General features: G+C 68.9%; 25 protein-coding genes and 1 pseudogene. 10 read left to right on the forward strand and 16 right to left on the reverse strand.

Annotated elements, in window-relative coordinates; all coding sequences use genetic code 11:
- Nucleotides 1-111 precede the first annotated feature (111 nt).
- Nucleotides 112-459, reverse strand: a pseudogene (locus tag K6U06_RS12615) (ATP-binding protein); the annotation flags it as partial.
- On the reverse strand, nucleotides 456-1,919 hold the full coding sequence (istA, locus tag K6U06_RS12620) for an IS21 family transposase (protein WP_262322297.1): 1,464 nt from the start codon (nucleotides 1,917-1,919) through the stop codon (nucleotides 456-458). The pseudogene K6U06_RS12615 and the gene istA, both read right to left, overlap by 4 nt.
- A 759-nt stretch (nucleotides 1,920-2,678) precedes the next feature.
- Here istA and K6U06_RS12625 point away from each other — a divergent pair.
- Nucleotides 2,679-3,869, forward strand: coding sequence for an ATP-binding protein (locus K6U06_RS12625; protein WP_262322542.1), 1,191 nt, complete (start codon nucleotides 2,679-2,681; stop codon nucleotides 3,867-3,869).
- A 213-nt stretch (nucleotides 3,870-4,082) separates the two neighbouring features.
- On the opposite strand, the gene K6U06_RS12630 is transcribed toward K6U06_RS12625, so the two are convergent.
- From K6U06_RS12630 to K6U06_RS12640, 3 genes are all read right to left on the reverse strand, one after another.
- Nucleotides 4,083-5,330, reverse strand: coding sequence for an IS1380 family transposase (locus K6U06_RS12630; protein WP_262322298.1), 1,248 nt, complete (start codon nucleotides 5,328-5,330; stop codon nucleotides 4,083-4,085).
- A 126-nt stretch (nucleotides 5,331-5,456) separates the two neighbouring features.
- Nucleotides 5,457-5,870, reverse strand: a complete 414-nt coding sequence (locus K6U06_RS12635; RefSeq protein WP_262322299.1) for a PIN domain nuclease — start codon at nucleotides 5,868-5,870, stop codon at nucleotides 5,457-5,459.
- Entirely contained in the window at nucleotides 5,861-6,055 is a 195-nt protein-coding gene (locus tag K6U06_RS12640) for a hypothetical protein (protein ID WP_262322300.1), read from the reverse strand. Before K6U06_RS12640 ends, K6U06_RS12635 begins: the two co-directional genes overlap by 10 nt.
- On the opposite strand from K6U06_RS12640, the gene K6U06_RS12645 reads away from it, so the two are divergent.
- Nucleotides 6,054-7,814 (forward strand): MMPL family transporter, encoded by a 1,761-nt coding sequence (locus K6U06_RS12645; RefSeq protein ID WP_262322301.1) that lies wholly within the window; start codon nucleotides 6,054-6,056, stop codon nucleotides 7,812-7,814. The genes K6U06_RS12640 and K6U06_RS12645 overlap by 2 nt on opposite strands.
- 97 nt (nucleotides 7,815-7,911) lie before the next feature.
- On the opposite strand, the gene K6U06_RS12650 is transcribed toward K6U06_RS12645, so the two are convergent.
- On the reverse strand, nucleotides 7,912-8,421 hold the full coding sequence (locus tag K6U06_RS12650; protein WP_262322302.1) for a MarR family winged helix-turn-helix transcriptional regulator: 510 nt from the start codon (nucleotides 8,419-8,421) through the stop codon (nucleotides 7,912-7,914).
- 75 nt (nucleotides 8,422-8,496) lie between these two features.
- Here K6U06_RS12650 and K6U06_RS12655 point away from each other — a divergent pair, with 75 nt between their 5' ends.
- The 4 genes from K6U06_RS12655 to K6U06_RS12670 all read left to right on the forward strand — a co-directional run bounded on the left by K6U06_RS12655 (nucleotide 8,497) and on the right by K6U06_RS12670 (nucleotide 11,416).
- Nucleotides 8,497-9,063, forward strand: a complete 567-nt coding sequence (locus tag K6U06_RS12655) for a YceI family protein (RefSeq protein WP_262322303.1) — start codon at nucleotides 8,497-8,499, stop codon at nucleotides 9,061-9,063.
- A 96-nt stretch (nucleotides 9,064-9,159) separates the two neighbouring features.
- Nucleotides 9,160-9,699, forward strand: a complete 540-nt coding sequence (locus K6U06_RS12660; RefSeq protein WP_262322304.1) for a VOC family protein — start codon at nucleotides 9,160-9,162, stop codon at nucleotides 9,697-9,699.
- Nucleotides 9,696-10,340 carry an alpha/beta hydrolase gene (locus tag K6U06_RS12665; RefSeq protein ID WP_262322305.1) on the forward strand — a complete coding sequence of 215 codons (645 nt, stop codon included), beginning with the start codon at nucleotides 9,696-9,698 and terminating at the stop codon, nucleotides 10,338-10,340. The genes K6U06_RS12660 and K6U06_RS12665 overlap by 4 nt, the downstream gene beginning before the upstream one ends.
- The gene (locus K6U06_RS12670; RefSeq protein ID WP_262322306.1) at nucleotides 10,337-11,416 is read left to right on the forward strand and encodes an LLM class flavin-dependent oxidoreductase; all 1,080 of its coding nucleotides are present in this window, start codon (nucleotides 10,337-10,339) and stop codon (nucleotides 11,414-11,416) included. The genes K6U06_RS12665 and K6U06_RS12670 overlap by 4 nt, the downstream gene beginning before the upstream one ends.
- A gap of 436 nt (nucleotides 11,417-11,852) precedes the next feature.
- Here the strand turns inward: K6U06_RS12670 and K6U06_RS12675 are convergent, their stop codons facing one another.
- A complete protein-coding gene (locus K6U06_RS12675; RefSeq protein WP_262322307.1) occupies nucleotides 11,853-12,578 on the reverse strand; it encodes a class I SAM-dependent methyltransferase in 726 nt (241 codons plus the stop codon).
- 114 nt (nucleotides 12,579-12,692) lie between these two features.
- Between K6U06_RS12675 and trxA the strand changes: the two genes are divergently transcribed.
- The 3 genes from trxA (at nucleotide 12,693) to K6U06_RS12690 (ending at nucleotide 13,855) form a co-directional block, all read left to right on the forward strand.
- On the forward strand, nucleotides 12,693-13,067 hold the full coding sequence (trxA, locus tag K6U06_RS12680) for a thioredoxin (RefSeq protein WP_262322308.1): 375 nt from the start codon (nucleotides 12,693-12,695) through the stop codon (nucleotides 13,065-13,067).
- Nucleotides 13,054-13,323: a metal-sensitive transcriptional regulator gene (locus K6U06_RS12685; RefSeq protein ID WP_262322309.1), complete on the forward strand. Its 270-nt coding sequence runs from the start codon at nucleotides 13,054-13,056 to the stop codon at nucleotides 13,321-13,323. The genes trxA and K6U06_RS12685 overlap by 14 nt, the downstream gene beginning before the upstream one ends.
- 109 nt (nucleotides 13,324-13,432) lie before the next feature.
- Nucleotides 13,433-13,855, forward strand: a complete 423-nt coding sequence (locus tag K6U06_RS12690) for a DUF302 domain-containing protein (RefSeq protein ID WP_262322310.1) — start codon at nucleotides 13,433-13,435, stop codon at nucleotides 13,853-13,855.
- 50 nt (nucleotides 13,856-13,905) lie between these two features.
- Here the strand turns inward: K6U06_RS12690 and K6U06_RS12695 are convergent, their stop codons facing one another.
- The 8 genes from K6U06_RS12695 to K6U06_RS12730 all read right to left on the reverse strand — a co-directional run bounded on the left by K6U06_RS12695 (nucleotide 13,906) and on the right by K6U06_RS12730 (nucleotide 20,676).
- Complete coding sequence (locus K6U06_RS12695) at nucleotides 13,906-15,039, reverse strand: sensor histidine kinase (protein ID WP_262322311.1); 1,134 nt, start codon at nucleotides 15,037-15,039, stop codon at nucleotides 13,906-13,908.
- The gene (locus tag K6U06_RS12700) at nucleotides 15,039-15,734 is read right to left on the reverse strand and encodes a response regulator transcription factor (protein WP_262322312.1); all 696 of its coding nucleotides are present in this window, start codon (nucleotides 15,732-15,734) and stop codon (nucleotides 15,039-15,041) included. Before K6U06_RS12700 ends, K6U06_RS12695 begins: the two co-directional genes overlap by 1 nt.
- Before the next feature lie 69 nt (nucleotides 15,735-15,803).
- Nucleotides 15,804-16,046, reverse strand: coding sequence for a hypothetical protein (locus K6U06_RS12705; RefSeq protein ID WP_262322313.1), 243 nt, complete (start codon nucleotides 16,044-16,046; stop codon nucleotides 15,804-15,806).
- Between the two features lie 308 nt (nucleotides 16,047-16,354).
- Nucleotides 16,355-17,722 carry an MBL fold metallo-hydrolase gene (locus K6U06_RS12710; protein ID WP_262322314.1) on the reverse strand — a complete coding sequence of 456 codons (1,368 nt, stop codon included), beginning with the start codon at nucleotides 17,720-17,722 and terminating at the stop codon, nucleotides 16,355-16,357.
- Between the two features lie 11 nt (nucleotides 17,723-17,733).
- Nucleotides 17,734-18,060 carry a rhodanese-like domain-containing protein gene (locus K6U06_RS12715; protein ID WP_262322315.1) on the reverse strand — a complete coding sequence of 109 codons (327 nt, stop codon included), beginning with the start codon at nucleotides 18,058-18,060 and terminating at the stop codon, nucleotides 17,734-17,736.
- Nucleotides 18,061-18,243: 183 nt separating this feature from the next.
- Nucleotides 18,244-18,831, reverse strand: coding sequence for a TetR/AcrR family transcriptional regulator (locus K6U06_RS12720; protein WP_262322316.1), 588 nt, complete (start codon nucleotides 18,829-18,831; stop codon nucleotides 18,244-18,246).
- Nucleotides 18,832-18,836: 5 nt separating this feature from the next.
- Nucleotides 18,837-19,424, reverse strand: coding sequence for an ABC transporter ATP-binding protein (locus K6U06_RS12725; protein ID WP_262322317.1), 588 nt, complete (start codon nucleotides 19,422-19,424; stop codon nucleotides 18,837-18,839).
- A 136-nt stretch (nucleotides 19,425-19,560) separates the two neighbouring features.
- Nucleotides 19,561-20,676: an ABC transporter permease gene (locus K6U06_RS12730; protein WP_262322318.1), complete on the reverse strand. Its 1,116-nt coding sequence runs from the start codon at nucleotides 20,674-20,676 to the stop codon at nucleotides 19,561-19,563.
- 403 nt (nucleotides 20,677-21,079) lie between these two features.
- Between K6U06_RS12730 and K6U06_RS12735 the strand changes: the two genes are divergently transcribed.
- On the forward strand, nucleotides 21,080-21,481 hold the full coding sequence (locus tag K6U06_RS12735; protein ID WP_410051039.1) for an OsmC family protein: 402 nt from the start codon (nucleotides 21,080-21,082) through the stop codon (nucleotides 21,479-21,481).
- Between the two features lie 52 nt (nucleotides 21,482-21,533).
- On the opposite strand, the gene K6U06_RS12740 is transcribed toward K6U06_RS12735, so the two are convergent.
- A complete protein-coding gene (locus K6U06_RS12740; RefSeq protein WP_262322320.1) occupies nucleotides 21,534-23,123 on the reverse strand; it encodes a bifunctional NAD(P)/FAD-dependent oxidoreductase/class I SAM-dependent methyltransferase in 1,590 nt (529 codons plus the stop codon).
- Between the last annotated feature and the right edge of the window lie 5 nt (nucleotides 23,124-23,128).

Here is a 23,128-nt window from a genome sequence, read left to right on the forward strand (position 1 = left end):
GCTCCAAGCAGTCCACGTCAACCACGGACGCCGAAAAGGCTTACGAATCAACGTAAACGCCGCAGGACCTGGACTGTTCGACACACCCCGATGAAAGGAAACGCAGTGTCAACCACAGCCGACTGGGCCTACGAGACACACGTTCTCGTGTGCGTCGATCCACTCGAGGCCGCCCAGGTAGTCGAAGGTGGCGGGGGGCACCGACGAGGCGGCGACGTCGAACTCGTCGAGGGTCTTTCTCACCGGGAAGGCAGCGGCCTTCATCCGTCCGGCGGCGTTGGAGGCGTCGCGTGAGGTGATCTCGGCCTCGACCAGGGTGCGCAAGAGCTCCTCGGGGGTCCAGCGCTGGGTCTTGGCCACCACCAGCAGTTCGGGGGCCAGGCGTCGCATGGCGCCGAGGCGCAACCGGCGCAGCCCGGACTCCAGATCGGCCGGGAGAGCGGGCGGGGTGGTGTTCATGACGCACCGCCCACGGCGTAGTCGTCGAGCGAGCCGGTGCCGACCGCGGGCAGGGCGACGATGAGGGCGTCACCGGGGCCACGGGGTCGGGGCACGCCACGGCCAGCGGCCAGGATCGAGCGCACGTCCGCCGCCCGGAAGCGTCCGAACTCTCTGGCCCGGGCGATGGCGGCGAGGAAGGCGCTGGCGTCGTGGGCGGCCGCCATAGCCACCAGGTCCGCCAGATCAGCCGACAGGGTGGTGACCCCGTGAGCGACCGCCGCGGTGATGAAGTCCTCGGCCACTGGACCGAGCGCGCAGAACGCCTTTTCGGTGGCGGTCTTGGGCCGAACCGCCCGGTTAGGCGCCGGCCGCGCACCCCCGTAGTGGTCGTCGACAATGGACGTCTCACCAGGAGCAACGACGGTGTGGGCGGCGATGACCTCGCCCAGGAATACCACGATCACCTCGCCGTCGGCCACCTTCAACTCGACCGTGCGCCCGATATGGATGGTCGGCACCGAGTAGCGGGCCGACCCAAAACGCACACAGCTCAACCGATCGACCTTGCGGACCACCACCGTGCCGATCCGGGCCCGCAACGACGGCAGGGCGCCGAGCAGCGGCCGCTCGGTCTCGAGACGCTCGTTGGGGACGGCCACGATGTCGGCGTGCTCGTTGGCGTTCACCTCGGCGCACCATGCCCGACCCGCCTCATTCGCCGCCTTCAGGTCCGACACGGTGAGCCCGGCGGGGATCATCAGGTCGGACTTCACGTAGCCGACGAGATGCTCGACGATGCCCTTCGACGCCGGGTCCGCAGCCAGACAGAAATCCGGCCGGGTGCCATAGTGGGAGACGACGAAACGCACGTAGTCCGGTGTCGGCACGACCAGGCCGGCCACCGTGGTCGCCTTCAAGCACCCCATCCGGTCGGTCAACAGGGTCTTGGGCACCCCGCCGATCGTCTCCATGCACTGCGCCAGGGCCGACAGGGTGGCGTCGGCCCCCAGGTTGTCGGCGAAGCACACGAAGCGGAACCGGCTCCACGCCAGCACCGCGCAGAACACGAACAGCGGGCCGATCTCGCCCCAGTCGAACACCAACATGTCCCCCGGCGTCCACACCCCCGGGCGCCGGCCCCGATGGTGGTCGATGCGCCACTGCGCCTTCGCGTCGGCGACCGCCCGGCGCAAGTTGCGCGCCGACCCCGTGTAACCCGCGGCCCGAACCGTCGGCAGCAGGCGCTTGGCCGTGATCTTCCCCTTGGTCTTCTCGACCCGCTCGGCGATCACCGCGGCCACATCGTCATAGTTGTGCTCGACCGCACCAGCGCCCGGCGCCTCCCCAGCGGCAGTGGCCCGGGCCACCGCCCTCCTAACAGTCTTGTCCGTGCTGCCGCACACCTCGGCGGCAGCCCTATAGGAGCCGAGCTCCTTGTAGGCGGCATGCATGTCCATTCGTTCCCTCGCTGATTTCATGGAGGCGTCCCCTCAGTCGGTCCGGCGGTTGGCTAGCACCGCCACCGTGACCGGCCGGGGAGACCCCAAGGTGGATGCTTCAGCGAGAGGTGCGCACGCCTACAACGTCAACACTGCCGACACTCTCATGGCCACCAGTGCGGACTTTCCATGGCCATAAGTGCGGACTTTTTGGTGGCCATGGACATCGCCAACCGGAGGATGAGCCCGGTGGTGCCCTTCGCGGTGCCTGGCCGGCCGGGTCGGCGGTGCAGGTAGGTCCAGCGCTTGGCGACAAGGTCCCGGTGCCAGCGCAGCAGGGTCGCCGGTTGTATGAAGAAACGTCCGAGACCCTGGCGGGGGAGGAGTCGTGCGAGTCCCGCCAGCACCGCTCGGTCTGCCGGCTCCAGCTCCGGTCTATGGACCTGGCGTCGAAGGACCGCCACCTCGTGGCGCAGACGACGACCTCGACGGCGAGATCGGTGTCACGGCGAAAGAAGAGTCGGATCAGCTGGAGGACGCGGTAGAACGCCCGGTAGAGGAACGAGAGGGTCACGGCCGGATGCTCGCCGCGCCCGGCGCCAGCCGTCAAAGTCCAGCTCACAGCCGATAGATGACATTCTCGGCACGCACTAGTCGAGGTCAGGGAAAAGAGCGCCTGCGACTGCTCTCTAAGAGTTTCTAAGGGGGGGTGACCCGGGCTTAGACAGTGTTAGACTGGTCGCCACGCAGCGGCGGGACAATCCGTACACGCCGGGAGCGGGCCGCAAACCGCCCTATCTGGCCGGTCGGGACCGGGACCTCGAGGAGTTCAGCTCGCTGATCGAGATCCTCGCCTCGGGGGGCGCCGATCGCAGCCGGATCTTCTACGGCCTGCGGGGGGTGGGGAAGACCGTGCTGCTCATGGAGCTGGACCTCCTCGCCTCCGAAGCGGGGTGGGCCACGACCGACGTGCAGGAGGTCGGCTCCCAGCCCGACTTCAGGTCTACCTTCGCCCAAATGGCCGCCAGGTTGCTGCGGGAGATGAGCCGTCGGCACCGCATCCGCGACCGGGTCGAGCGGGCTCTCGGGGTGGTCAAGGCGTTCAGCGTGGTCGCTCCGGGTGGCGTGCAACTGAAGCTCGACGTCGATGCCGTCGCCGGCGTAGCCGACTCGGGGGATCCAGAACAGGACCTTGTCGAGCTGCTACGCGAGATTGGCCACACGGCGGCGAGCGTCCAGAGCGGCGCGCTGTTCCTCATCGACGAGATGCACAACCTCGACGCCGCTTCGCTGGCGGCGGTGTGCATGGCCTTCCAGGCTGTCAGCCGCGACGCCCTACCGGTAGCGTTGGCCGCGGCCGGTCTGCCGGATTTGCAGGTGCGCTTGATGCGGGCGAAGCCCTACGCCGATCGGCTCTTCGAGTACCGCGAGCTTGGCCGGCTACGGGATCCCGAGGCACGGGTGGCGCTGGTCAAGCCGGCCTCGCTGCTCGGGGTGGAGTTCGCTGCCGACGCCGCCGATGAGGTGGTGCGCCTGGCTGCCGGCTACCCGTACTTCTTGCAGGAGTATGGGAGGGAGCTGTGGAACGCTGCGGAATCCTCGCCGATCATCACGGCCGACGTCGAGGAGGTGCGCGACCTGGTTCAAGAACAGCTCGCACGCACCTTCTATGGCACTCGCTTCGAGATGGCGAGTGACGCCGAGCAGCGCTACCTGGCTGCTATGGCCTCGTTGGGCGGCCCGCCCTACGCCACGGCCGAGGTGGCCCGGGCATGGGGAGCGGAGAACCAGCGCCAGACCTCCCCGCATCGCGACAGCCTCATCCAGAAGGGCCTCATCTGGGCGCCTCGGCGGGGCCAGGTCGACTTCACCGTCCCGCTCTTTGCGGAGTTCCTCCTCGAACACCACCCGATTGGCGGTTTCGATGGCGAATTACCGCCGCGGGCCCTCGGGCCAGAACCGCGACTCGAAAGCAGAATCGACCCATGAAGGCACCGAAGCCAAGCTGCTGTCTCCCCTGGAAGATCTGAGCTTGGTTGGGTCCTCGGCTGATCACCCTGCCGGACGTAGACAGACGTATGCCGGTGATCACCGCTCAGCTCGACGACGGGTAGTTCACGGTGAGGACCGGATCGACCTCGGATGCGGAGGGGTCCTACAGGCGAGCAATGGTGTGGGTGCCGAGAACCCCGTCCACCCAGCTCAGGCAGCGATCCGGTACTCGTGGATGAGTCCGCCCAGGCGGTCGGGTCTTCGTAGCCGGGTGGGGTGGACATCGCCGATCGGCGCGGGAGGCGTGTCGAGCGCGGAGGGTGCACGTTGGTCCAGAGAGCGGTGCGGGCGGTGGACGTTGTAGTGCTCGACGTGCTCGGCAAGGACTGCTTGGAGGTGACGGCGGCCGAGGATGAGCATCCGGTCGAGGCGCTCGCGCCGGATGGTGCCGATCACGCGCTCACAGATGGCGTTCGCCCGGGGTGCCCGGACCGGGGGTCTGATGATCCTGGTGCCCTCTGCGGCGAAGATGGCGTCGAAGGAGGCGGCGAACTTGGCGTCGCGATCGCGGATGAGGAACTTGACACGGTTTGCCTGGTCGGCGACGTCCATCGAGAGATTGCGGGCCTGTTGGGTGACCCAGTCTGCGACCGGGTTGGATGACATTCTCGGCACGCACAGGTTGTGCGCGAGGACGGCGCAGGCGAGCCAGGCGCCGTTCGCGGCGAACACGCCGGAGGGGACGTGGTCGAGCCCGGCGTTTTCTTTGAGGTCGCGGATGGCGAGCTCGACCACGGCGTGATGCCGATGGAACGCGTCGACCTTGACGGTGCCGGCGGCCAGGTTGGTGAGGAACGAGTGGTGCCGCCAGGTCGGGAACAACGCCGGATGGTCGCCATCGGCGAGTCGGGTGCGTCGAACGATCAGACGCAAACCTTTGTAGGCGCATTCGGCGACCTGGGCGGCGCCGCCGTTGTCGGTGTAGTCGATGTCGACCCACGCCGCCTCGGCGATCCCAGCGATCGCTGCGTTGATGGCGACGTTGGAGCGGACCGTCATCGTGAAACGCACCCCGAGGCGGGTGAGGGTGGCGATGGTCTTGTTCGACCAGAACCCCGAGTCGACCCGCACCACGATCCCTCCGGTGGCCCCGGCCGAGCGGACTCTGGCGATGAGCTCCTCGACGAAACGGTTCGCTCCCCGGCTGGTGTTCGCGGAGCCTTTGCGCATCCGGGCGTGGAGGATCTCGCCGGTATCGGCCCTGGTCGCGAGCAGCGGGTGGTAGCCGTGGACCTTGGTGTAGCCGTAAGAGGCGCCGGCCTTCTTATGTCCGTGGACCTCGCAGATCGTCGAGTCGATGGAAGTCGAGAAACGCCGAGCGACGGTGCGGCGCTCGCTGGCACGGCTGACGTCCTCCCGGGTGAGTGCCCGAACGAGCGAGCAGATCGATCCTGACACCGGCGAGCGTTCTCGTGTCGAGTCCGTGGCGCCGACGCTGGACGAAGGGAGCGCGATATCGACTATGCGATGACAGGTCGCTGCGGAGAGCTGCTCCGGGCTGGAACGTTCGGTGCGGGGCTGCCGTTAGTCAGCTTCTCCTGCCGGTACGACCCACTGGGTGCGCTGGCCGGTGACCTCGGCGATGAGGTCGAAGTCGCTGTCGTAGTGGAGCACAGTCAGGTTGAAGGCTTCGCCGGCTGCTGCGATGAGCAGGTCGGGAATCTTGCGGCCTCGCTGGCTGCGATCCGCCAAGAGGCGCTGGACCTGCAAGGAGCGATGGAGGTGAGCCGCGGTGGTCTCGACGGGGGCGAAGACGGCGAGAGACTCCATGAGCTGATCCCATTCGGCGGCGTTGCGCGCCGAGTAGCCGATCTCGAGGTCGCAGATGGTTGGGCGCGCGACCTGGCCTTGCGCAGCGAGGGGTTCGACAGCCGCGCGCACGAGCGGCTGGCTCATCCGCATGAGGACGCTCGTGTCGATGAGGTGGGTTAGCGCCACGCTTCGGAGCGGTCGATCAGGTTGGCGCTCCCCAGCACGTCAAGGGCGGCGGCGACCTCGGTCTCGTGGTCTTCGCCCGCGCGGCGCAGTGCGGCGTTAACGGTGTCCTTGATGGTCGTGGTGCCGAGTCGGGCCTGGGCGACGCTCAGTGCGTCCTCGTCCAAGTCGACCAGGTGCTTGCTCATGGGAGCCAGTATATACGTAGCCTCGAGGTGGATATATTCTGCTCGCTGTCCGGCATCAACGAACCCGTCGTCGTCCATCAGCACCTACGTCGGCGTGCTCGCCGCCTTGATCGTCCTCCTGCTGGTCTTCGGCTCGTTCATCGCCGCCTCGCTCCCGCTGCTGAGCACCGCCATCGCCTTGCTGTCAGCGCTGTCGCTCATCGGCGTGCTGTCCAACTCGATCTCGATGGCCAGCTTCACGTCCCAGCTGTGCATCCTCATCGGGCTCGGTGTAGGGATCGACTATTCGCTGTTTATCCTCACCCGGACGAGGAGCGGCCTTCGCCGTGGGCTGACGGTCGACGAGGCAGTGGCCGCCGCCGGTGCTACCGCCGGGCGAGCGGTCCTCTTCGCCGGGATCACCGTGTGCATCGCCTTGCTCGGCATGCTCGTTGTCGGTGTCGGGGTGCTCTCCGGCGCAGCGATAGCCGCGTCTATAGCGGTCTTGCTGCCGATGGCTGCGGCGCTCACCCTCTTGCCCGCCTTCATTGGCCTGTTCGGCCGGCGGGTCCTGACCCGACGCCATCGCGCCGGCCTGGCCAGGGGCGAGACCGACGTCCCCGAGTTCTCCAAGCGTTGGAGTTCGTGGGCGACCACCGTGCAGGGGCGGCGGGTCGGCTTCGGGCTGGCCGCCCTCGCCGTCTTGGTCGCCCTCGGCGCGCCGTTCTTCTCGATGCGCCAGGGGACCGCGGACTACAGCACCGACCCCACCACGACCACCACCACCACCACCTACCGGGCCTACGAACTGCTGGTCAAGGGCTTCGCCCCCGGTTTTAGCGGCCCGCTGCAATTCGTCGCCCCGGTGTACAGCCAGGCCGATCAGGCGACGTTCGCGACTGTCGTAGCCGCCGCCGGGGCGGCCCCGGGGGCAGTGGCGGCGACCCCGCCCGCCTACTTCCCGGCCGGTCCAGGACATCCAGCGGTTGACGTAGCAGAGGTGTACCCGGCAACCAGCCCCCAGGCCGCCGCCACCTCACGGCTGATCACCAGCCTGCGGTCGACGACGATCCCCCATGCTCTTGGCGGTTCGCATCTCCAGGTGTTGGTGGGCGGCCAGACGGCCCTGGCGGACGACACGGCCAGCCAGCTGTCGTCCAAGCTTGCGATATTCGTCGGGATGATCGTGGCCCTGTCGTTCCTGCTGTTGATGGTGGTGTTCCGCAGCCTGCTCATCCCGGCCACCGCGGCCGTCATGAACCTGCTCTCGGCGGCCGCGGCCTTCGGCGTGGTGGTGGCCGTGTTCCAGTGGGGCTGGCTGGGCAGCCTGGTGGGCGTCACCCACACCGGCCCGGTCAGTCCGCTTGTCCCGATCCTGATGTTCGCCGTGCTCTTCGGTCTGTCCATGGACTACGAGGTGTTCCTTGTCAGCCGGATCCAGGAGGAATGGCTCAAGCGGCGCGACAACTCCGCAACGGTCAACCTCGGGCAGGCCATCACCGGGCGGACCATCACCGCCGCCGCCATCATGACGGTCGTCTTCGCATCCTTCACCCTCACCACTGACCGGACGATCAAGATGATCGGGCTCGGTATGGCCACGGCCATCGTCGTCGACGCTCTGATCATCCGGACCGTGCTCGTCCCGGCGGTCATGCACACCCTCGGCAAGCGCAACTGGTACCTCCCCGACGTCATCGACCGTCGGCTCCCGCCCTTGCGCCTCGAAGACGACGGGGTGCCCCGAGGCGACGACCGCGCCCCCGTCAGCGTCGCATAGGCCCCGCGTCTCGGGAAGCGCCTCCGGCGGGCTACGACCGGCCTCGCCCGCCGGAGGCGCAACGACCGAACGGTCCCTGTCGGGACCGACGGGGCCCTCACCCCCTGGGCGGCGCCGCTCCACGAGCACCGCCACCGTGGCCGTCGGCGGTTTCGGCGTCGAGCACCGCGAGGACCTTCTCGGCGGCTGAGGTGATGGCGTCCAGCTCGCTTCGGGTGAGCGAGTCGATGAACAAGCGGCGGACCGTGGCCACGTGGTGGGGCGCAGCAGCCTCGATCGCCTTGCGGCCCGGCGCCGTGATCACGACGAAGGCCCCGCGCCGGTCACCGTCGCAGCGCTCTTTTCGCAGCAGTCCGCGGGCGGTCATGCGCGTGACTTGGTGGGAGACGCGGCTTCGTTCCCAGCCGAGGGCCTCGGCCAGCTCGAAGAGGCGGGCCCGGCCCTCGGCCCGGTCGCTGAGCGCGACGAGGACCAGGTAGTCGGGGTAGGAGAGGTCGGAGGTAGCGGCCACATCGGCAGCCAGGCGGCCGGTGAGACGCAGCTGCATGAACTGGAGGGCCCTCCATGCTCGTTGTTCCTGCTCGTCGAGCCACCGAACCTCAGCCATGAGCCCAGTGTACGCCGGAATAGATGATCTATCACCTATGTTGTATGACATGTCCACTACATGAGGAGCAGACCTGTGAGCACGCCCACCATCCCCGCCACCCTGACCGGTACCTACACCATCGACCCAGCTCACAGCCGGATCGGGTTCGTTGCCCGCCACGCGATGGTCACCAAGGTCCGCGGCTCGTTCAACGAGTTCGAGGGCTCCGGCTACTTCGACGCCGCCAACCCGGGGAACTCCAAGCTGCAGCTTTCGATCAAGGCGGCCAGCATCGACACCCGCAACTCGGAGCGCGACACCCATCTGCGCTCGAACGACTTCTTTGACATGGACGCCTACCCCCAGATCACCTTCTCCTCGACCAGCGTCGAGCAGACCGGCGAGGGCCTATTCCGGGTCACCGGGGACCTGACCATCAAAGGAGTCACCCGCTCCGTCACCATCGACTTCGAGTACACCGGCAATGCCGTCGACCCGTACGGCAACCAGCGGATCGGCTTCGAAGGAACGACGGTCGTCAACCGCAAAGACTGGGGCGTCAACTGGAACGCGGCGCTCGAAGCCGGCGGTGTGTTGGTCAGCGAGAAAGTCACGCTGGAGTTCGATGTGTCCGCTATCCGCAGCGGCGAGACCGCTTGAGCGGCCTCCGAGGCCTTAGCGCTCCCGGTACCAAGACCGTCCACTCCGAGCCCGCCCCGCGGACCGTTGCCCGCGCCCCCGTCCGAAAGAACCCCAATGCCTGTGTCACCTGTACGTCTCAACCATGCTGTGCTCTTCGTCGCCGACCTCGAGCGCTCGGTCCGCTTCTACACCGAGGTGTTCGCCATGGAGGTGATTGCCCGTGAACCGCGCGCCGACGCGGCGTTCTTGCGCCTCCCGCGGTCGGGGAACCACCACGACCTTGGCCTGTTCGGCGTCGGAACCGCCGGCACCCAGAGGCGTCGCGGCGCGGTCGGCCTGTACCACCTGGCGTGGCAGCTCGACACCATCGACGAGCTGGCCGCCGCCCGCCAGACCCTCCTCGGTGCCGACGCGTATACCGGCGAATCAAGCCACGGTGCCACCAAGAGCGTCTACGGCGTGGACCCCGACGGCAACGAGTTCGAGCTGATGTGGATGCTTCCACGCGGCAGCTGGGGGGTCTACGAGAGCTCCGCTCCCATCGACCGTCTCGACCTGACCGGGGAGATCGAACGCTGGAAGGGCGTGGCCACCGCCGGCGAGACCACCGCAAAGACCGCGACAGCCAGCCTGCCCGGGGCGGTCCGGTCATGACCGCCTTCGCCCCGCCGGCGGTGGCCTGGCACGGTGACTCTGACGCGGCGGCCCCACTCGTAGTGCTGCTACACGGAAGGGGCTCCAACGAGACCGACATCATCGGCCTCGCCGATCATCTGCCCGCCGGAGCGGCCTACGCGGCGCTGCGGGCCCCGATCGGCGAGGGCGGCGGATACGCCTGGTTCGCCAACCGGGGTATCGGGCGGCCCACCGCGGCGTCACTCGCGGAGACCATGGCTTGGTTCCGGGCCTGGCTCGACCAGGTGGCGCCGCCCGGACGCCCGGTGGTGCCGGTCGGCTTCAGCGGCGGCGGGGCCTTCGCCGGCGGCCTGATCTTGTCCGACCCGTCGCGCTACGCCGGCGCCGGGATCCTCTACGCCACCTTGCCCTTCGACGCCGGCGTCCCCACCACCCCGGACCGGCTGGCCGGCCTGCCGGTGCTCGTCGCCCACGGCGACGCCGACAACGTCATCCCCCGCGAGCTGTTGCAGCGCACCTGGGCCTACCTCAACGGCGAGGCCGGCAGCCAGACCACCGCGGTACGCGACCCAGGCGGCCACGGCCTGAGCGCCGGTGTCGTCGAGGCCACGTCGGCCTGGCTGGACCGGCTGCTGGGGCTGGGGCAGGTCTCGGCATGACCGGCGGAGAAGGCCGGGGCTTCGAGATCGGGGTCTTCACCTTCGGTGAGGTCACCGGCGATCCGGTCACCGGCCGGGCTGGCGACCCGGCGCGGCGGCTGCGGGAGTTCGTTGACCTGGCCCGCATCGCCGATCAGGCCGGCCTGGATGTGTTCGGCGTCGGCGAGCATCACCGTCCCGACTTCGCCATTTCGTCCCCGCCGGTAGTCCTCGCCGCGGTGGCCCAGGTCACCGGGCGCCTCCGGCTCACCAGCACCGTGAGCGTGCTGTCCACCGCCGACCCGGTCAAGCTGTTCGAGGACTTTGCCACCGTCGACCTTCTCTCCGGGGGACGCGCCGAGATCACCGCCGGCCGCGGCGCCTACACCGAATCGTTTCCGCTGTTCGGCCACGACATCGCCGACTACGACGAACTCTTCGAGGAAAAGCTCGACCTTCTCCTCCAGCTGAACCGGGCAGAGCGAGTCACCTGGTCGGGACGCCACCGTGCCCCCCTCGCCGATGCCGGCGTCTACCCGAGACCGGTCCAGGGGCAGCTCCCCGTGTGGATCGCGGTGGGCGGCACCCCGGCCAGCGTGGTGAGAGCCGGTCGCCACGGTCTGTCGCTCTACCTCGCGATCCTCGGCCAGCCCGACCGCTTCGTCCCCCTCGCCGACCTTTACCGCCGATCCGGCGTCGGCGCCGGTCACGATCCTGCGGCGCTGCGTGTCGGGGTGACCAGCCACTTCTACGTGGAGGACACCTCCCAAGGCGCCCGGGACACCTTCTACCCCTACTACTCGCGCTACATCGGCGAAAACATGCCCGCCGCGCGCGGCCAAGTCCTCCCCCGAGACGCCTTCGACGCCTGGGCGGGCCCGCACGGTGCACTGGTGGCCGGCAGCCCGCAAGAAGTGATCGACAAGATCCTGTGGGAACACGAGCTGCTCGGCCACGACCGGTTCCTGGCCCAGATCGGCCTTGGCGGCCTCCCCTTCGCCGAGACCGCCCGGTCCATCGAACTCCTGGCAACCGAGGTCCTGCCAGTCGTGCGGCGAGAAACGGCGCCGGCGAGCCGGATGAACGTCGGATCCTGACGCCGACCTGATGAAGGCCGGCTTCGATGTCATCGGCTTGGATGTCATCGGCTTGGATGTCGTCGGCTTCGACGCCTTCAAGGGTGGTTTGCGACAAGGCGAGCGGGCCCGGCACGACGATGGTGCAGGCCCTGAGAGAGGTAGCGGGTCGAGCCGATGACGCGCTGATCTCGATGGTCCGTGACTACCCTCATAACCTGAACATCCTCTTCGGTGATGACGGCGTCGATCTGACTTCCGGCGAGACGCACTCGACTGGTCCGACGTGGCGAACCGGACGGCGGACACCGCGCTGGCTGTGATGCCCAAGGACTTGAAGTCCGCCCTCCTCGAAAGCGCCGAGTACAACGTGGCTCGCCCCGACCGCCACCCAGCTGCTCGATTTCATGGCAACGGGCAACCCCCAAGCGCACTGACCCGAGTCGGCGCGACGCGGCTAGGCGACTGGTCGCCGGCCGCCGAAGATGACGTGGTCCAGCTCCTTCCAGTAGACGTCGACCGCTTCGAAGCCCGCCGAACGGAGATACTCGAGCTGAGGGCCCAGCGGGATGATGTGGCGTACGTGGTTGTCCCAGCGGGCCTGCTCCTCGGGCGTCCGGTGGGCCCGCTTGAGGGCGGTCTGCGGATCCCGGCGATCCTGCACCCGCCTCCACGCGTCCTCCACCGCCGGGTCCTCGTTGGAGACGGGGTCGTAGTTGAGATACCAGCCTCCCGGGGCCAACCGGGCGAACACCTCCCGGAAGAGACCGTCCTTGCGCTCGTCGGTCAGGTGGTGCACGCAGAGGGAGGAGATCACCGCAGGCAGCCCCCCGGCTAGATCATCCGGCCACCGGCCGGCGGCCATGTCGATCTCGACGTAGCGGTAGCGCCCAGCGTATGCAGCGAGCGCCCGCTGCCCCTCCTGCATCATCTGCGTCGAGTAGTCCGCCAGAACGGCGGTAGCGGAGGGGTAGCGATCCAGCACGGCCCGCGACGCGGCGCCGGTACCTGCTCCCAGGTCTACGAAGGTGAACTCCTCGTGTTCGGCGAATGGCAGGAGCTCGGCCAGGAGCCGACGGGGCCAAGCCCGGGCCCGCTCCCGCTCCTCCTCGGTGGCGACCCACTGCGCCACGCTGGCATCCGACTTCCATACCGCTGCGTTTGACTCCGCGCTGCCGACCATGGCGACACCGTATCTCGGCGGCCCCCTCACCTCGCGGAATACCCCTAGGGGTATGATGGTTGTGTACTGCGTGGGCCGGGGATCCGGCCGGAAGAAACAGAGGAGGAGGCTCTCGTGGCCACTGTGGCGCTGACAAAGGACACCTTCGAGGAGACGGTGCAGTCCAACGACGTGGTGCTGGTGGACTTCTGGGCCGGTTGGTGCGGTCCGTGCCGGATGTTCTCACCCGTCTTCGAGGCGGCGGCGCAGCGACACCCCGACATGGTGTTCGCCAAGGTTGACAACGAGGCGGAGTCCGAGCTGGCCAGACAGTTGGGGATCATGTCCATCCCCACCCTGATGGTCTTCCGGGACCAGATCCTGTTGTTCTCCCAGGCCGGCGCCCTGCCCCAGGCCGCGCTCGAGGACCTGATCAAGCAGGTCAAGGACCTGGACATGGACGACGTGCGCCGCCGCATCGAGGAGCAGCACGCAAGTGCAGCTTCCTGAGGAGGTGACCGCCGAGGTCCGCACCCGGCTTCGCCGGATCGCCGGACAGGTTCAGGGAGTGGAGCGCATGTTGCAAGAAGGCCGCGACTGCAGGGAGATCGTGGCCCAGATCTCGGCCGCCACCAAGGCTCTTGAGCAGGCCGGGTTCCGCCTGGTGGCCGAAGGGCTGACCTACTGCATCCAGCGACCGGAGGAGGCCGAAGCCGACGGCTACGGCGTCGACGTGGTGCAGAAGATGTTCATGAAGCTGGCCTGACCGAGCGGGTAGGAGGTTCCCGTTGGGCTGTTGTGGCTGGAGTAGCGGTGGGGACGAGCCGGTAGGGACGGCGCGGCGGTCGACAAACCGCCGGGCGAAGGAGGAAACGATGGGATACGCGCGCATGGTGACGCTGGACGAACGGTTCGAAGAGGCGGTCACCAAGGTCAAGGAGGCGTTCAAAGATCAAGGCTTCGGGGCCCTGACCGAGATCGACGTCCAGGCCACGTTGCGGGAGAAGCTCGGCACGGAAATGGAGCCGTACCTGATCATCGGGGCGTGCAACCCCCAGCTAGCGCACCGGGCGATCGGAGCGGTGCCGGCGGTCGGGGTCTTCCTGCCATGCAACGTGGTCGTCCGGGCAGACGCCGGCCGTACGGTCGTCGAAGCGATGGACCCCGACATCATGGCCAAGGTGATCGCCGACCCGGTCTTGGAGAGCATCGCCGCGGAGGCCTCCGGTCGGGTTCAAGCAGCGCTCGATTCGCTAACTTCCAAATCCTCGACGTCACTGCCGCCGGACCACGAGTAGCAGGGTCGGGGTTCTCAGCCCGGGCCCCGGCGTCTGAACCGCCTTTGGTGCTAACCAGTCGGCGGGCTCGGCGCCGATCCGCCTGAGACCCTGTGGCGGGCGGGAAGCACCAGCCGGAAGGTGCTGCCCTTGCCTAGACCACTGGACGCGGCGGTCAGGTCGCCCCCGTGGGCGCGAGCGATGGAGCGGGCGATGGTCAGGCCGACCCCGCTCCCGCCGGCGTGGCGGCGTGAATCGACCCGGAAGAACCGTTCGAACACCCGATCCTCGTCGCCCGGCGCGAGACCGATCCCGGTGTCGGTCACGGTGATCGCGGCGGAGGCGTTCTGCCCTGGTTCCAGGCTGACCCGCACTGTCCCGCCCGCCGGGGTGTAGGACAAAGCGTTACCGATGACGTTGGTTAGCGCCTGGATTAGACGGTCGCGGTCCGCCCGGACCGGCGCCACCCGACCTGCGTCGACGATCAGCTGCACGTTGCGGTCTCGGTACTGGGCCCGCAGCCTTTCGGTGGCCGCTCCTACGATGTCTCCGAGATCGTCGTCGGCCAGGTGCAGATGTAGGGCCCCTTCCTCCGAGCGAGAAACGGAGGCCAGGTCGGCGGCCAGCCTCTCGAGTCTCTGCAGCTCCACCCCGATCTTGGGCAAGACCTCCTCGGCGGGGAAGATGCCGTCGGCCAGCCCGTCGGTGTAGCCCCTGACGGCGGTGAGGGGGGTGCGCATCTCGTGGGCCACGTCTCCTATCAGCGCGGCCCGGCGCCGCTCCGTGGCGTCGAGGGCGCGGCCGAGGGAGTTGACGTCGCGTACCAGAGCCGCCAGTTCGGGCTCGTGAGGCTCGGGGACGATCTGCTCGTAGTGCCCGGCGGCCAACCGGTGAGTCGCGTCGCGGATGGCGTCAATGGGCCGAAGCAGGCGACCGGCGACCAAGACCGCGGCGGCCACCGCGGCCACCAGGCTGACCGCCAGCGCCACCAGCAGGGCGCGGGTCAGCGCCCACCCGAAGGTGGCCTGGAGATCCGCCATGCCGGCCCCCGCGTGTCCGCCCATCTCGAAACCCATCCCGGTCATGTGGTGGTCGAACAGCTGGCGGCCCACGATCTCGATCACTGCGGCCATGACCGCCGCGCCGACCACGGCGACAAGGGCGTAGGAAAGAAACAGCCGTAACCGCAGCGTGAGGCGTCTCATCACCGCCCACCTCCCATCTTGTAGCCGACCCTCCGCACCGTTGTTATGAACCTCGGCCTGGCTACGTCGTCTGCCAGCTTGCGGCGCAGGTTGCGGACATGGACGTCGACCACCCGCTCGTCGCCGAAGAAGTCGTAACCCCAGATTCGCTCCAGCAGCTGGCGGCGGGTGAAGACGACCCCGGGGGAGCCGGCGAGGACCGACACCAGATTGAACTCCAGGGCAGTCAACTCGACCGGCTCGCCGTCCACCCTCACCTCATGACGGTCGCGATCAACCTCGAGCCCTGCCACCCGCAGCGTGCCGGCTGACGAAGCGGTCGCGGGGGAGCGGGGACGGCGGAGAACCGCCTTGACCCGCGCCACCAGCTCCCGGGGACTGAAAGGCTTGGTGATGTAGTCGTCTGCTCCCACCGCGAGCCCCACCAGCCGATCGAGCTCCTCTGCCTTGGCCGTCAGCATGATGACGTAGACGTCCGAGATGGCTCTGATCCGGCGCAGGACCTCGACGCCGTCCATGTCGGGCATCATCACATCGAGGATGACCACGTCGGCGGCCCGGGCGCCGAAGCGCTGCAGGGCTTCCTGGCCGTCAGCCGCCTCGACCACCTTGTATCCGTCCGCCTCCAAGTAGCGGCGGACTATGTCACGAATCGAGGCCTCGTCGTCGACGATCATGACCAGCTGTTCGTTCATTCGCGTTCCTTCGCGCCGCGGGCACCCCCGCCGATGGAGGCGAGGGTGGCCGCCGCGGCTTGCAGCGGGTCAGCTCGAGCTGCCCCATTGATGGCCGGTGCCGTCCATCGGCCGGTCGGCCCGCGGACCGGTACCGTCCAGGGCGCCGCTCATCTGCTGATGGCCCTGTCCCGAGCCGGGATGCGCCATCGTGGCTTCGCCGCTGTGGTGCCAACCGGACCCGTCCCGAGCCTGGAGCATCTGATGATCACCGGTGCAGGTGCGGGTGACAGCCGGGGCATTGCCCGACCCGGAATCGGTGGTGGCGGCCACCGCTACTCCCGAAGGAACGAGCACGGCAAGGGCGACTGCGCCGCCTGTGAGAGCCTTGTGCCAGCGTCTCATCTTTGTTCACCTCCTTCTCGTTGATCGGCTTCACTATCAGTGAACGCCCGGTCGGTGAAGGCGAGTCGTGGGCTCACGTGAAGCTTGAATGAAGCCGGCCGCAGGTGTAGAGGCCATACGACCCTATTGCGACCTAGGGCGGTCCCATCTGGATACGGTCAGCGCCGCTACGCCAGGGCCAGGAAGCTCAACTCCGCGGTGCTCGAGGGGGCGCGGGGCGAAGCTGTCGGAGGCTCTCATGGTGCCTTATCTGCCGGCGTGGTCAGCGGGAGCCCGGCGTCCGCAGCGTTGGAGTACTCGTCGTCCACCGCCACGACCTGCCTACCGGCTCGGCCCAGGATGGACGCGGCCAGCGACGCCCGGTACCCGGAGCGGCAGTGCACCCACACCTCCCCGTCGGGGATCTCATCGATGCGGTCGAGCAGCTGGTGTAGCGGGACGGCCACCGCTCCGGCGATGTGGCCCTCTTCCCACTCGAGCCGGCGGCGGACGTCGAGGATCACCGCCGACGGGTCTGCGGCGCGCAGGTCGGAGAACGTCGCCTGCCGGTACCCGGCCAGCGCCGCGTCGCCAGCCCAGTCCTGCGGGGTCCCGGTGGCGGCCGCGGCCGGCCGGTCGATCCCGATCCGGACTAGTTCCCGCTGCGCCTCGGCCACCTGGCTGGCGGTCTCGCCCAGCAGGGTCACAGGGGTCCCCCATGGGATGAGCCAACCGAGGTAGGTGGCAAAGCTGCCGTCCAGGCCGAAGTTGAGGCTGCCGGCGACGTGCCCCGTCGCGAACGCGGTGCGAGAGCGCAGATCGACCACCCACTCGCCCGCCTCGATCCGCCTCCGCAGTTCGTCAGGGTCGGCCAGAGCAGGAGGCGACAGGTCAGCGCCGTCCGGGCCGGACTGGTTGGCCGGCCCCATGTGGGCGTAGTAGGCCGGGAAGGCGTCCAAGCCGGCCATCAGTTCCGTCACGAAGTCGTCCTCGCTCAAGCGAAGCGCCGGGTTGGTTAGTTTCTCCTGGCCGATGGTGGACGATGTGCCCCCCGTCTGGGTGGCCGAGCAGAAGCTGCCGAACCCGTGGGTCGGGAAAAGCTCGGCTGATTCGGGCAGCTCCTCGGCTAGCCGGCGGGCCGAGGCGTGCTGGCGGCGGGCCAGAGCGTCGGCGTGCTCTACGCCAAGCAGGTCGGGTCGGCCGGTCGAGCCGTAAAGCAGCGACCCGCCGCTGAACACGCCGACTGGGCTCCCTCCCGTCGCCAGCACATAGGAGAGATGGGTGTAGGTGTGGCCCGGCGTTGCCAGGGCCCGGACGCTCAGGCCGGGCGCGACCTCGACCAGGTCACCGTCGTGGAGCCCCACATGCTCGAAGGACACAGGATCGTCGCCGTTGACGTGATAGGCAGCGCCGGTCACCCGGGCCAGGGCCAGTCCGCCGGTGACGTAGTCGTTGTGCATGTGGGTCTCGAATACGTGCGTGATGCGCACCCGTCGGCTCTCCGCCACGTCGAGGACCCGGTCGATGTCTCGTTGCGGGTCTATGACCAGCGCGACCTCCCCGTTGTGCACCAGGTAGCTGCGGTCGCCGAGGGTCGGAGTCTCGATGCTGACTATCTCGAACATCCCTTGCCTCCTCAGGTTGCGTTCTCGTGCGGGCCGGTGACGACCGGGAAGCCGGCGCTGACCCACCCGCCAGTGCCGCCGGCCACCGACACCGCGTCCACGCCGAGCGCCCCGAGCAGCAGCGCCGCGCTGCGGCTGCGATTGCCGCTGGCGCAGATCACGTACACCGGTTCGCCCTCGGGCAGACCGGCGGCGTAGTCCGCCATCGCGTCCGGCGGGATCAGCCGGGCGCCGGGCACATGGCCCGACACGTACTCGTACGGCTCCCGCACGTCTATGACGATCGACCCGTCGGCGTGGGCCGCAGCCAGGGCGTGGACGTCTACTTCCGTTACCACCAAGGACCTCTCTCGTTCTAGTTCCCGCTGGACCGTTATACCCCAGGGGGTATTATCGGAACTATACCGGCCCGGTGCGGGTCGCGCGAGCGGTCCTCCCGGCGGTGGCCGCGGTCCGATCCGGCCACGCCGCGGCTCGAGTCTCTCGGCGAGCTCGCCCAGGCCCGGCGGTGACGGGTCGCCTCAGCTCAACAGCGCCACCACCGCGTGGCGGGTCTCCGAACGCAGCTGCGGGGTAACGCCGCCGGCTGCTTGGCGGGTAGCTGCAGCCACCAGCCCGTCGATGAGGGCGAGGACCAGGGCCGGGTCGCGCTCGGGTTGGTCCTCGAGCGCCTCGGCCACCGTGGCCTCCAGGGCGTCGCGCAGTGGACGGTGCCCGTCGATGACCAACGCCTGGATCGGTTCGGGCAGATGGTCGAACTCGGCCATCAAACGGGCGGCCGCGCCGTCGCGAGGCTTGGCGGCAAAGTCCAGCTGCCCATCGAGCCACGTCGCCAACCGCGCTGCTGGGGGGCTGGAGCCGCCTAGGACGGACTGAGCTTCGGCCATCGCCGGCCGGAAGGCCCGCTGCAGCCACTGGGCGACGAGCTCGTCTTTGTGGCGGGCGTAGCGGTAGAGCGACGTCCTGGCCAGGCCGACTCGCTGGCCCACGGTGGCGAGCTCCACCCCCTCGTAGCCCTCCTCGGACAGGATCGCTCCCACGGCGTCGAGGATCGCCTCGTGCTGGTGATCGCGGTGCTCCTTGACGGTCGGCGCGCCGATGCGGGGCACGGCGACTATCGCTCCGGTACGGCGGCGGGTGCGAGGCGGCCGTCGCGCATCTCGATCACCCGGTCGGCGAGACCGGCCAGGGACCGGTCATGGGTCACCATCAGCGTTGCGATCTGGTGCCGGTGGGTCTCCTCGACGAGCAGACCCACGATGTCGATGGCCCGCTGGTGGTCTAGGGCCGAGGTCGGCTCGTCCACGAGGAGTACAGCTGGGTCGGCCATGAGCGCCCGGGCGATGCCCACCCGTTGGCGTTCGCCGCCCGAGAGTTGCCCGGGTCTACGCTCGGCCTTGGCGGCTAGACCGACCTCGCCGAGCAGAGCGAGTGCCTTGCGCCGGGTCGCAGCCCGGGGGGCCCGGCCGATCCGACCGACCAGTTCCAGCTGCTCCAGCGCGGTCAACGACGCCAGCAGGTTGGAGCCCTGGAAGACGAAGCCGACCAGGTCGTGACGCAGGTGGCAGCGCTTACTGGCCGCTGCGTCGGTCAGTGAGATCCCACCGACGTGGATGCGTCCGCTGTCGGGCTGGCGCATGGCTCCCGCCACGGCGAGCATGCTCGACTTCCCCGACCCTGACGCGCCGACGACGGCCACCATCTGCCCAGGTCGACGGTGAGCGACACCTCGTCGAGGGCGACGACCTCGCCGTCCCCGTCGCGGTAGCGGAGGCAGACCTGTTGCAGGCAGAGCCCGCCACGGTGGGCATCGGCGGTCGCTGCGCTGTCCCCGCCGCTCATGATGCCGCGCCCAGCGCGATGATCGGGTCGACGGCAGCGACCCGGCGCACGGCGACCAACGAGCCGGCCAGGCCGGCGACGGTGAGGATCACTGCGGCGGTGACGATGGCGTCGGCCTGCAGAGCGAAGGGGACGGTGCCTCCCTGGATGAGAGTGCCGACGCCGCTGCCGACGAGGGCGCCCGTCGCGGTGGCCCCCACCATCACCAGCGCCACCTGTCCGAGCGCGTCCCGAAGGACGAGACCGTTCGATGCTCCTAGAGCCGTCAGCAGGCCGATGTCGGCTTGGCGCTGGATGGTCCACACCGTGAAGAACGCGCCCACCACCAACGCAGCGATCACGTAGAGGAAGTCGATGATGAGGCTCATCGTCGCCGTCTCGGCGGAGTATCCGGGGGAGCCGGCGTATGCGTGCTGCTTGGTCACGATGTCCACGCCGAGGCGCTTTCCGACGCCGGAGAGGTTGACGCCGGAGCGCACCTGCAGCGCCGCTGCCGATGCCAGTCCCTGTGCGCTCGGAGGAAGGACGCCGCCGGTTACCTGACCGTAGGTCGCCTGCCGCCACAGAGAGATCGGCGCGTACACGACCGCGGCGTGACCGTAGGTCGCGGTCGGGGCGATCCCGACGACGTGCAGCGCGACTCCCGAGCGGGTGAGCGTGACGCGGTCGCCGACGTGCACGCCGTCGGCGGCCACGCCCCGAGAGACGATGACCCCGGCGGGGGTACCGCCCAGATGCGATCCCCCCACCAGGCTATTGGCCATGAAGCCACCGGGCTCGATGCCGACCAAGGCGATGGACACCGCGGTGCCGGTCGCGCCTTGGGCATTGAAGAACGTGAGGCCCAGCGGCTCTGCATCGATCCCGGGCTGACGACCAAGTGCGGCGATCGTCGGCGCGTCGAGGGTCGATTGGGAGAACGTCGAGTTGGTCTTCGGCTGGAACGCCAGGTCCGTGATCGGCATGGCCCGCAGCCCGGAGATCCCCGAGTTGACCAACCCGGTTGAGAGGCCGGTCAACAGAACCGTCAGTACGGCCACCAAGGCGATCACCGATCCCATCAACGCGAATCGCCCCCAGGCGTGGCGGAGGTCCCGCAGTCCTACAAACATCCCCGACCCTCTCGAGATGACGATGATGGCGACGACACGTCGCCATCATAGCGACACCGTGTCGCCAATATCCAACGTCGCCAACGTCGAAGGCGCCCACGAAGGGGAAATGGCAGCCACGAAGGGGGAGGGGTCTCGGGTCAGCCTCGACCGCTTGCGACGACGACCCGCCCCACCACTCGCCTGGTACCCTAGGGGGTATGTGCAGAGAGGTGAAGTGCCGGGAATGTGGTCGCTCGACATGGAAAGGCTGCGGTGCTCACGTCGAGCAGGTGCTGGCCCACGTCCCCCGAGCGGACCGTTGCCGCTGCAGGGAGGATCACGCCGCGGGCGGTTCGACCGCCCGGCGTGGGTGGTTCGCTTCGATGCGACGAGGCGCGGCCGGCGGTTCTCGGCGGCAGGTATGACCAGCGGCGCGGTGCGCGTTGAGCACCAAGGCGGCGACCGGTTCCGCATCGGCGTCCGCCAGCACACGCTGGAGGTCGACCAGCCCGAAGACGACGGCGGCACCGACGTAGCGGCCACCCCCACCGAGATGTTCGTGGCCAGCTTGGCGTCTTGCGTGGCGTTCTACGTCCGTCGCTACCTGTCTCGCCATGACCTGCCGACCGAGGGCCTGGTGGTGACCGCCACCTTCGCCATGGCCCAACGACCGGCCCGGGTGGGGGACATCGCCGTGCAGATCGACGTCCCCGACGGTGTGCCAGCCGAACGGCGCCCGGCTCTGCTGGCGGTGGCGGGACGCTGCACCGTGCACAACACCCTCGAGCAGCCGCCGCACGTGACGGTCGAAGTGACCGCCTGACAAGCTCGCGGCGGCGTGATGTCGGTCGTCGCTCGAATCGTTCCCGGACCGCTCAGCTCGGAAGCCGGCGAGCCCTCAAGGTGACATCGTCGACGTGGTGTGACGCCGACGCCGCGCCCCCGGGGCGAGCCTGCTTGGTGTGGGCGACTACCTCCCATCCCGGATCGTCGGCGAGGACGGCCGCGAAGTCCTCGGTGCGCAAGTAGGCGTCGGGGTCGAACGCCTGGCTCTGCGAGTGGGCGTCGATCGGCTGTCGCATCGGCTCGAGATCGTGGCCGACGACGAGCAGCGTCCCCCCGGGGGCCACCGCAGCGATGAGGTTTTGCACTCCTCGGCGGTCCGGCGTGCGGGGAATGGACGCGTATTGGGCCGAGACCAGGTCGTAGGCGGCGGAGTCGAAGGGATCGAGGGCGTTGGCGTCGCTTTGGTGGCATTCGACGCGCAGGCCACGACGGTCGGCTTCGGCTTGGATGCGGTCGAGGGCCCGCATCGAGATGTCGCTTGCGGTCACCTTCCAGCCCCGCTCCGCCAGCCAGAGCGCATCACCCCCCTCCCCGGCGCCGACGTCGAGGGCGCGGCCGGGGGCCATCGACGACACGTGGTTGACGAAGGACCCGTTGGGAGCGCCACTCCACATCTGGCCGCCTCCGTAGCGCCGATCCCAGTCGGCCTGGTTCGCCGAAGGTCGAGCGGCCATCCGCAGATCTTCACGGGCCAAGTCGAAGCTGATCATGGCTCCCACCCGGCTGCCGTCAGCTGCGGCGTGCAGCACCTGGTGGCTCGGATCGGTGATGTTGCCGGCGGCGTAGAGGCCGGGGACCGCGGTCGCGCCGGTCGCGTCAGTGTCGACGAAGTCGCCCAGCCCGCTCGGGTGCGGCTCGGGTCGAAGTCCGAGAGCCACGAAGGGCTCGGCCCGCGCCGCGAACCGCGGGCCCACCGCGATGGCGTCGACGTCGAGGATCTCTCCGTCGTCCAGCTCGACTGCTGCGGCCCCGCCCGTGCTCGACGCCACGATCCGGCGGACCGGACCGGGGCGGACCGCCACCCCTCCGGCGCGCAGCGCGTCGAGGTCGCGCCCGTCGACCTCCGGCCGGTCGTGGAGCACGACGGTGAGGCGACTGGTCAGCTGGCGGAACAGTCCGGCGGTGTGGAGCCCCGCCGGGTGGGTGACGATGTGGGCGACGCGCCGGTCCCGGACCTCGAACCCGTGGCAGAACGGGCAGTGGATGACCTCGCGTCCCCACCGCTCGGCCAGGCCTTCGATGTCAGGGAGCTGGTCCACGATGCCGGTGGCGGCCAGTACCCGCCGGGCGATGATCGTGTGACCCCCGACCAGGTCGAGGCGGAAGTCGCCGTCGCCGGCGCGGGTCACCGCGGCGACCCGCCCGGCGAGGACCTCGCCGCCGTAGCTGCGGACCTCCTCGCGCCCGGCGCCGGTCACCGCTGATGGCGCTGCGCCCTCAGGGCTCAGATAGCCGTGCATGTGGCTGGCCGGGAGGTTGCGGGGCTCGCCGCTGTCGATGATGATCACCGAACGGCGTTGGCGGCCCAGCTGGAGTCCGGCGGCCAGGCCGGCGGCCGATCCGCCGACGATGGCCACGTCGCAGTTGCGTTCGACGGTGCGGGGCAGGGGATCGATCATGGCCG

The organism is Acidiferrimicrobium sp. IK, from assembly GCF_025499425.1.
Lineage (GTDB): Bacteria > Actinomycetota > Acidimicrobiia > Acidimicrobiales > Palsa-688 > Acidiferrimicrobium.

Bases quoted from the DNA above. Each gene is read 5' to 3' on its own strand.
- K6U06_RS12710 (WP_262322314.1), bottom strand. From the start codon at position 17,722: ATGTTCGAGATAGTCAGCATCGAGACTCCGACCCTCGGCGACCGCAGC.
- K6U06_RS12675 (WP_262322307.1), bottom strand. From the start codon at position 12,578: ATGGTCGGCAGCGCGGAGTCAAACGCAGCGGTATGGAAGTCGGATGCC.
- K6U06_RS12640 (WP_262322300.1), bottom strand. From the start codon at position 6,055: ATGAGCAAGCACCTGGTCGACTTGGACGAGGACGCACTGAGCGTCGCC.
- K6U06_RS12730 (WP_262322318.1), bottom strand. From the start codon at position 20,676: ATGTTTGTAGGACTGCGGGACCTCCGCCACGCCTGGGGGCGATTCGCG.
- K6U06_RS12645 (WP_262322301.1), top strand. From the start codon at position 6,054: ATGGGAGCCAGTATATACGTAGCCTCGAGGTGGATATATTCTGCTCGC.
- K6U06_RS12650 (WP_262322302.1), bottom strand. From the start codon at position 8,421: ATGGCTGAGGTTCGGTGGCTCGACGAGCAGGAACAACGAGCATGGAGG.
- K6U06_RS12735 (WP_410051039.1), top strand. From the start codon at position 21,080: ATGACCAGCGGCGCGGTGCGCGTTGAGCACCAAGGCGGCGACCGGTTC.
- K6U06_RS12670 (WP_262322306.1), top strand. From the start codon at position 10,337: ATGACCGGCGGAGAAGGCCGGGGCTTCGAGATCGGGGTCTTCACCTTC.
- istA (WP_262322297.1), bottom strand. From the start codon at position 1,919: ATGAAATCAGCGAGGGAACGAATGGACATGCATGCCGCCTACAAGGAG.
- K6U06_RS12725 (WP_262322317.1), bottom strand. From the start codon at position 19,424: ATGGTGGCCGTCGTCGGCGCGTCAGGGTCGGGGAAGTCGAGCATGCTC.
- K6U06_RS12700 (WP_262322312.1), bottom strand. From the start codon at position 15,734: ATGAACGAACAGCTGGTCATGATCGTCGACGACGAGGCCTCGATTCGT.
- K6U06_RS12695 (WP_262322311.1), bottom strand. From the start codon at position 15,039: ATGAGACGCCTCACGCTGCGGTTACGGCTGTTTCTTTCCTACGCCCTT.
- K6U06_RS12740 (WP_262322320.1), bottom strand. From the start codon at position 23,123: ATGATCGATCCCCTGCCCCGCACCGTCGAACGCAACTGCGACGTGGCC.
- K6U06_RS12660 (WP_262322304.1), top strand. From the start codon at position 9,160: ATGCCTGTGTCACCTGTACGTCTCAACCATGCTGTGCTCTTCGTCGCC.
- K6U06_RS12690 (WP_262322310.1), top strand. From the start codon at position 13,433: ATGGGATACGCGCGCATGGTGACGCTGGACGAACGGTTCGAAGAGGCG.
- K6U06_RS12665 (WP_262322305.1), top strand. From the start codon at position 9,696: ATGACCGCCTTCGCCCCGCCGGCGGTGGCCTGGCACGGTGACTCTGAC.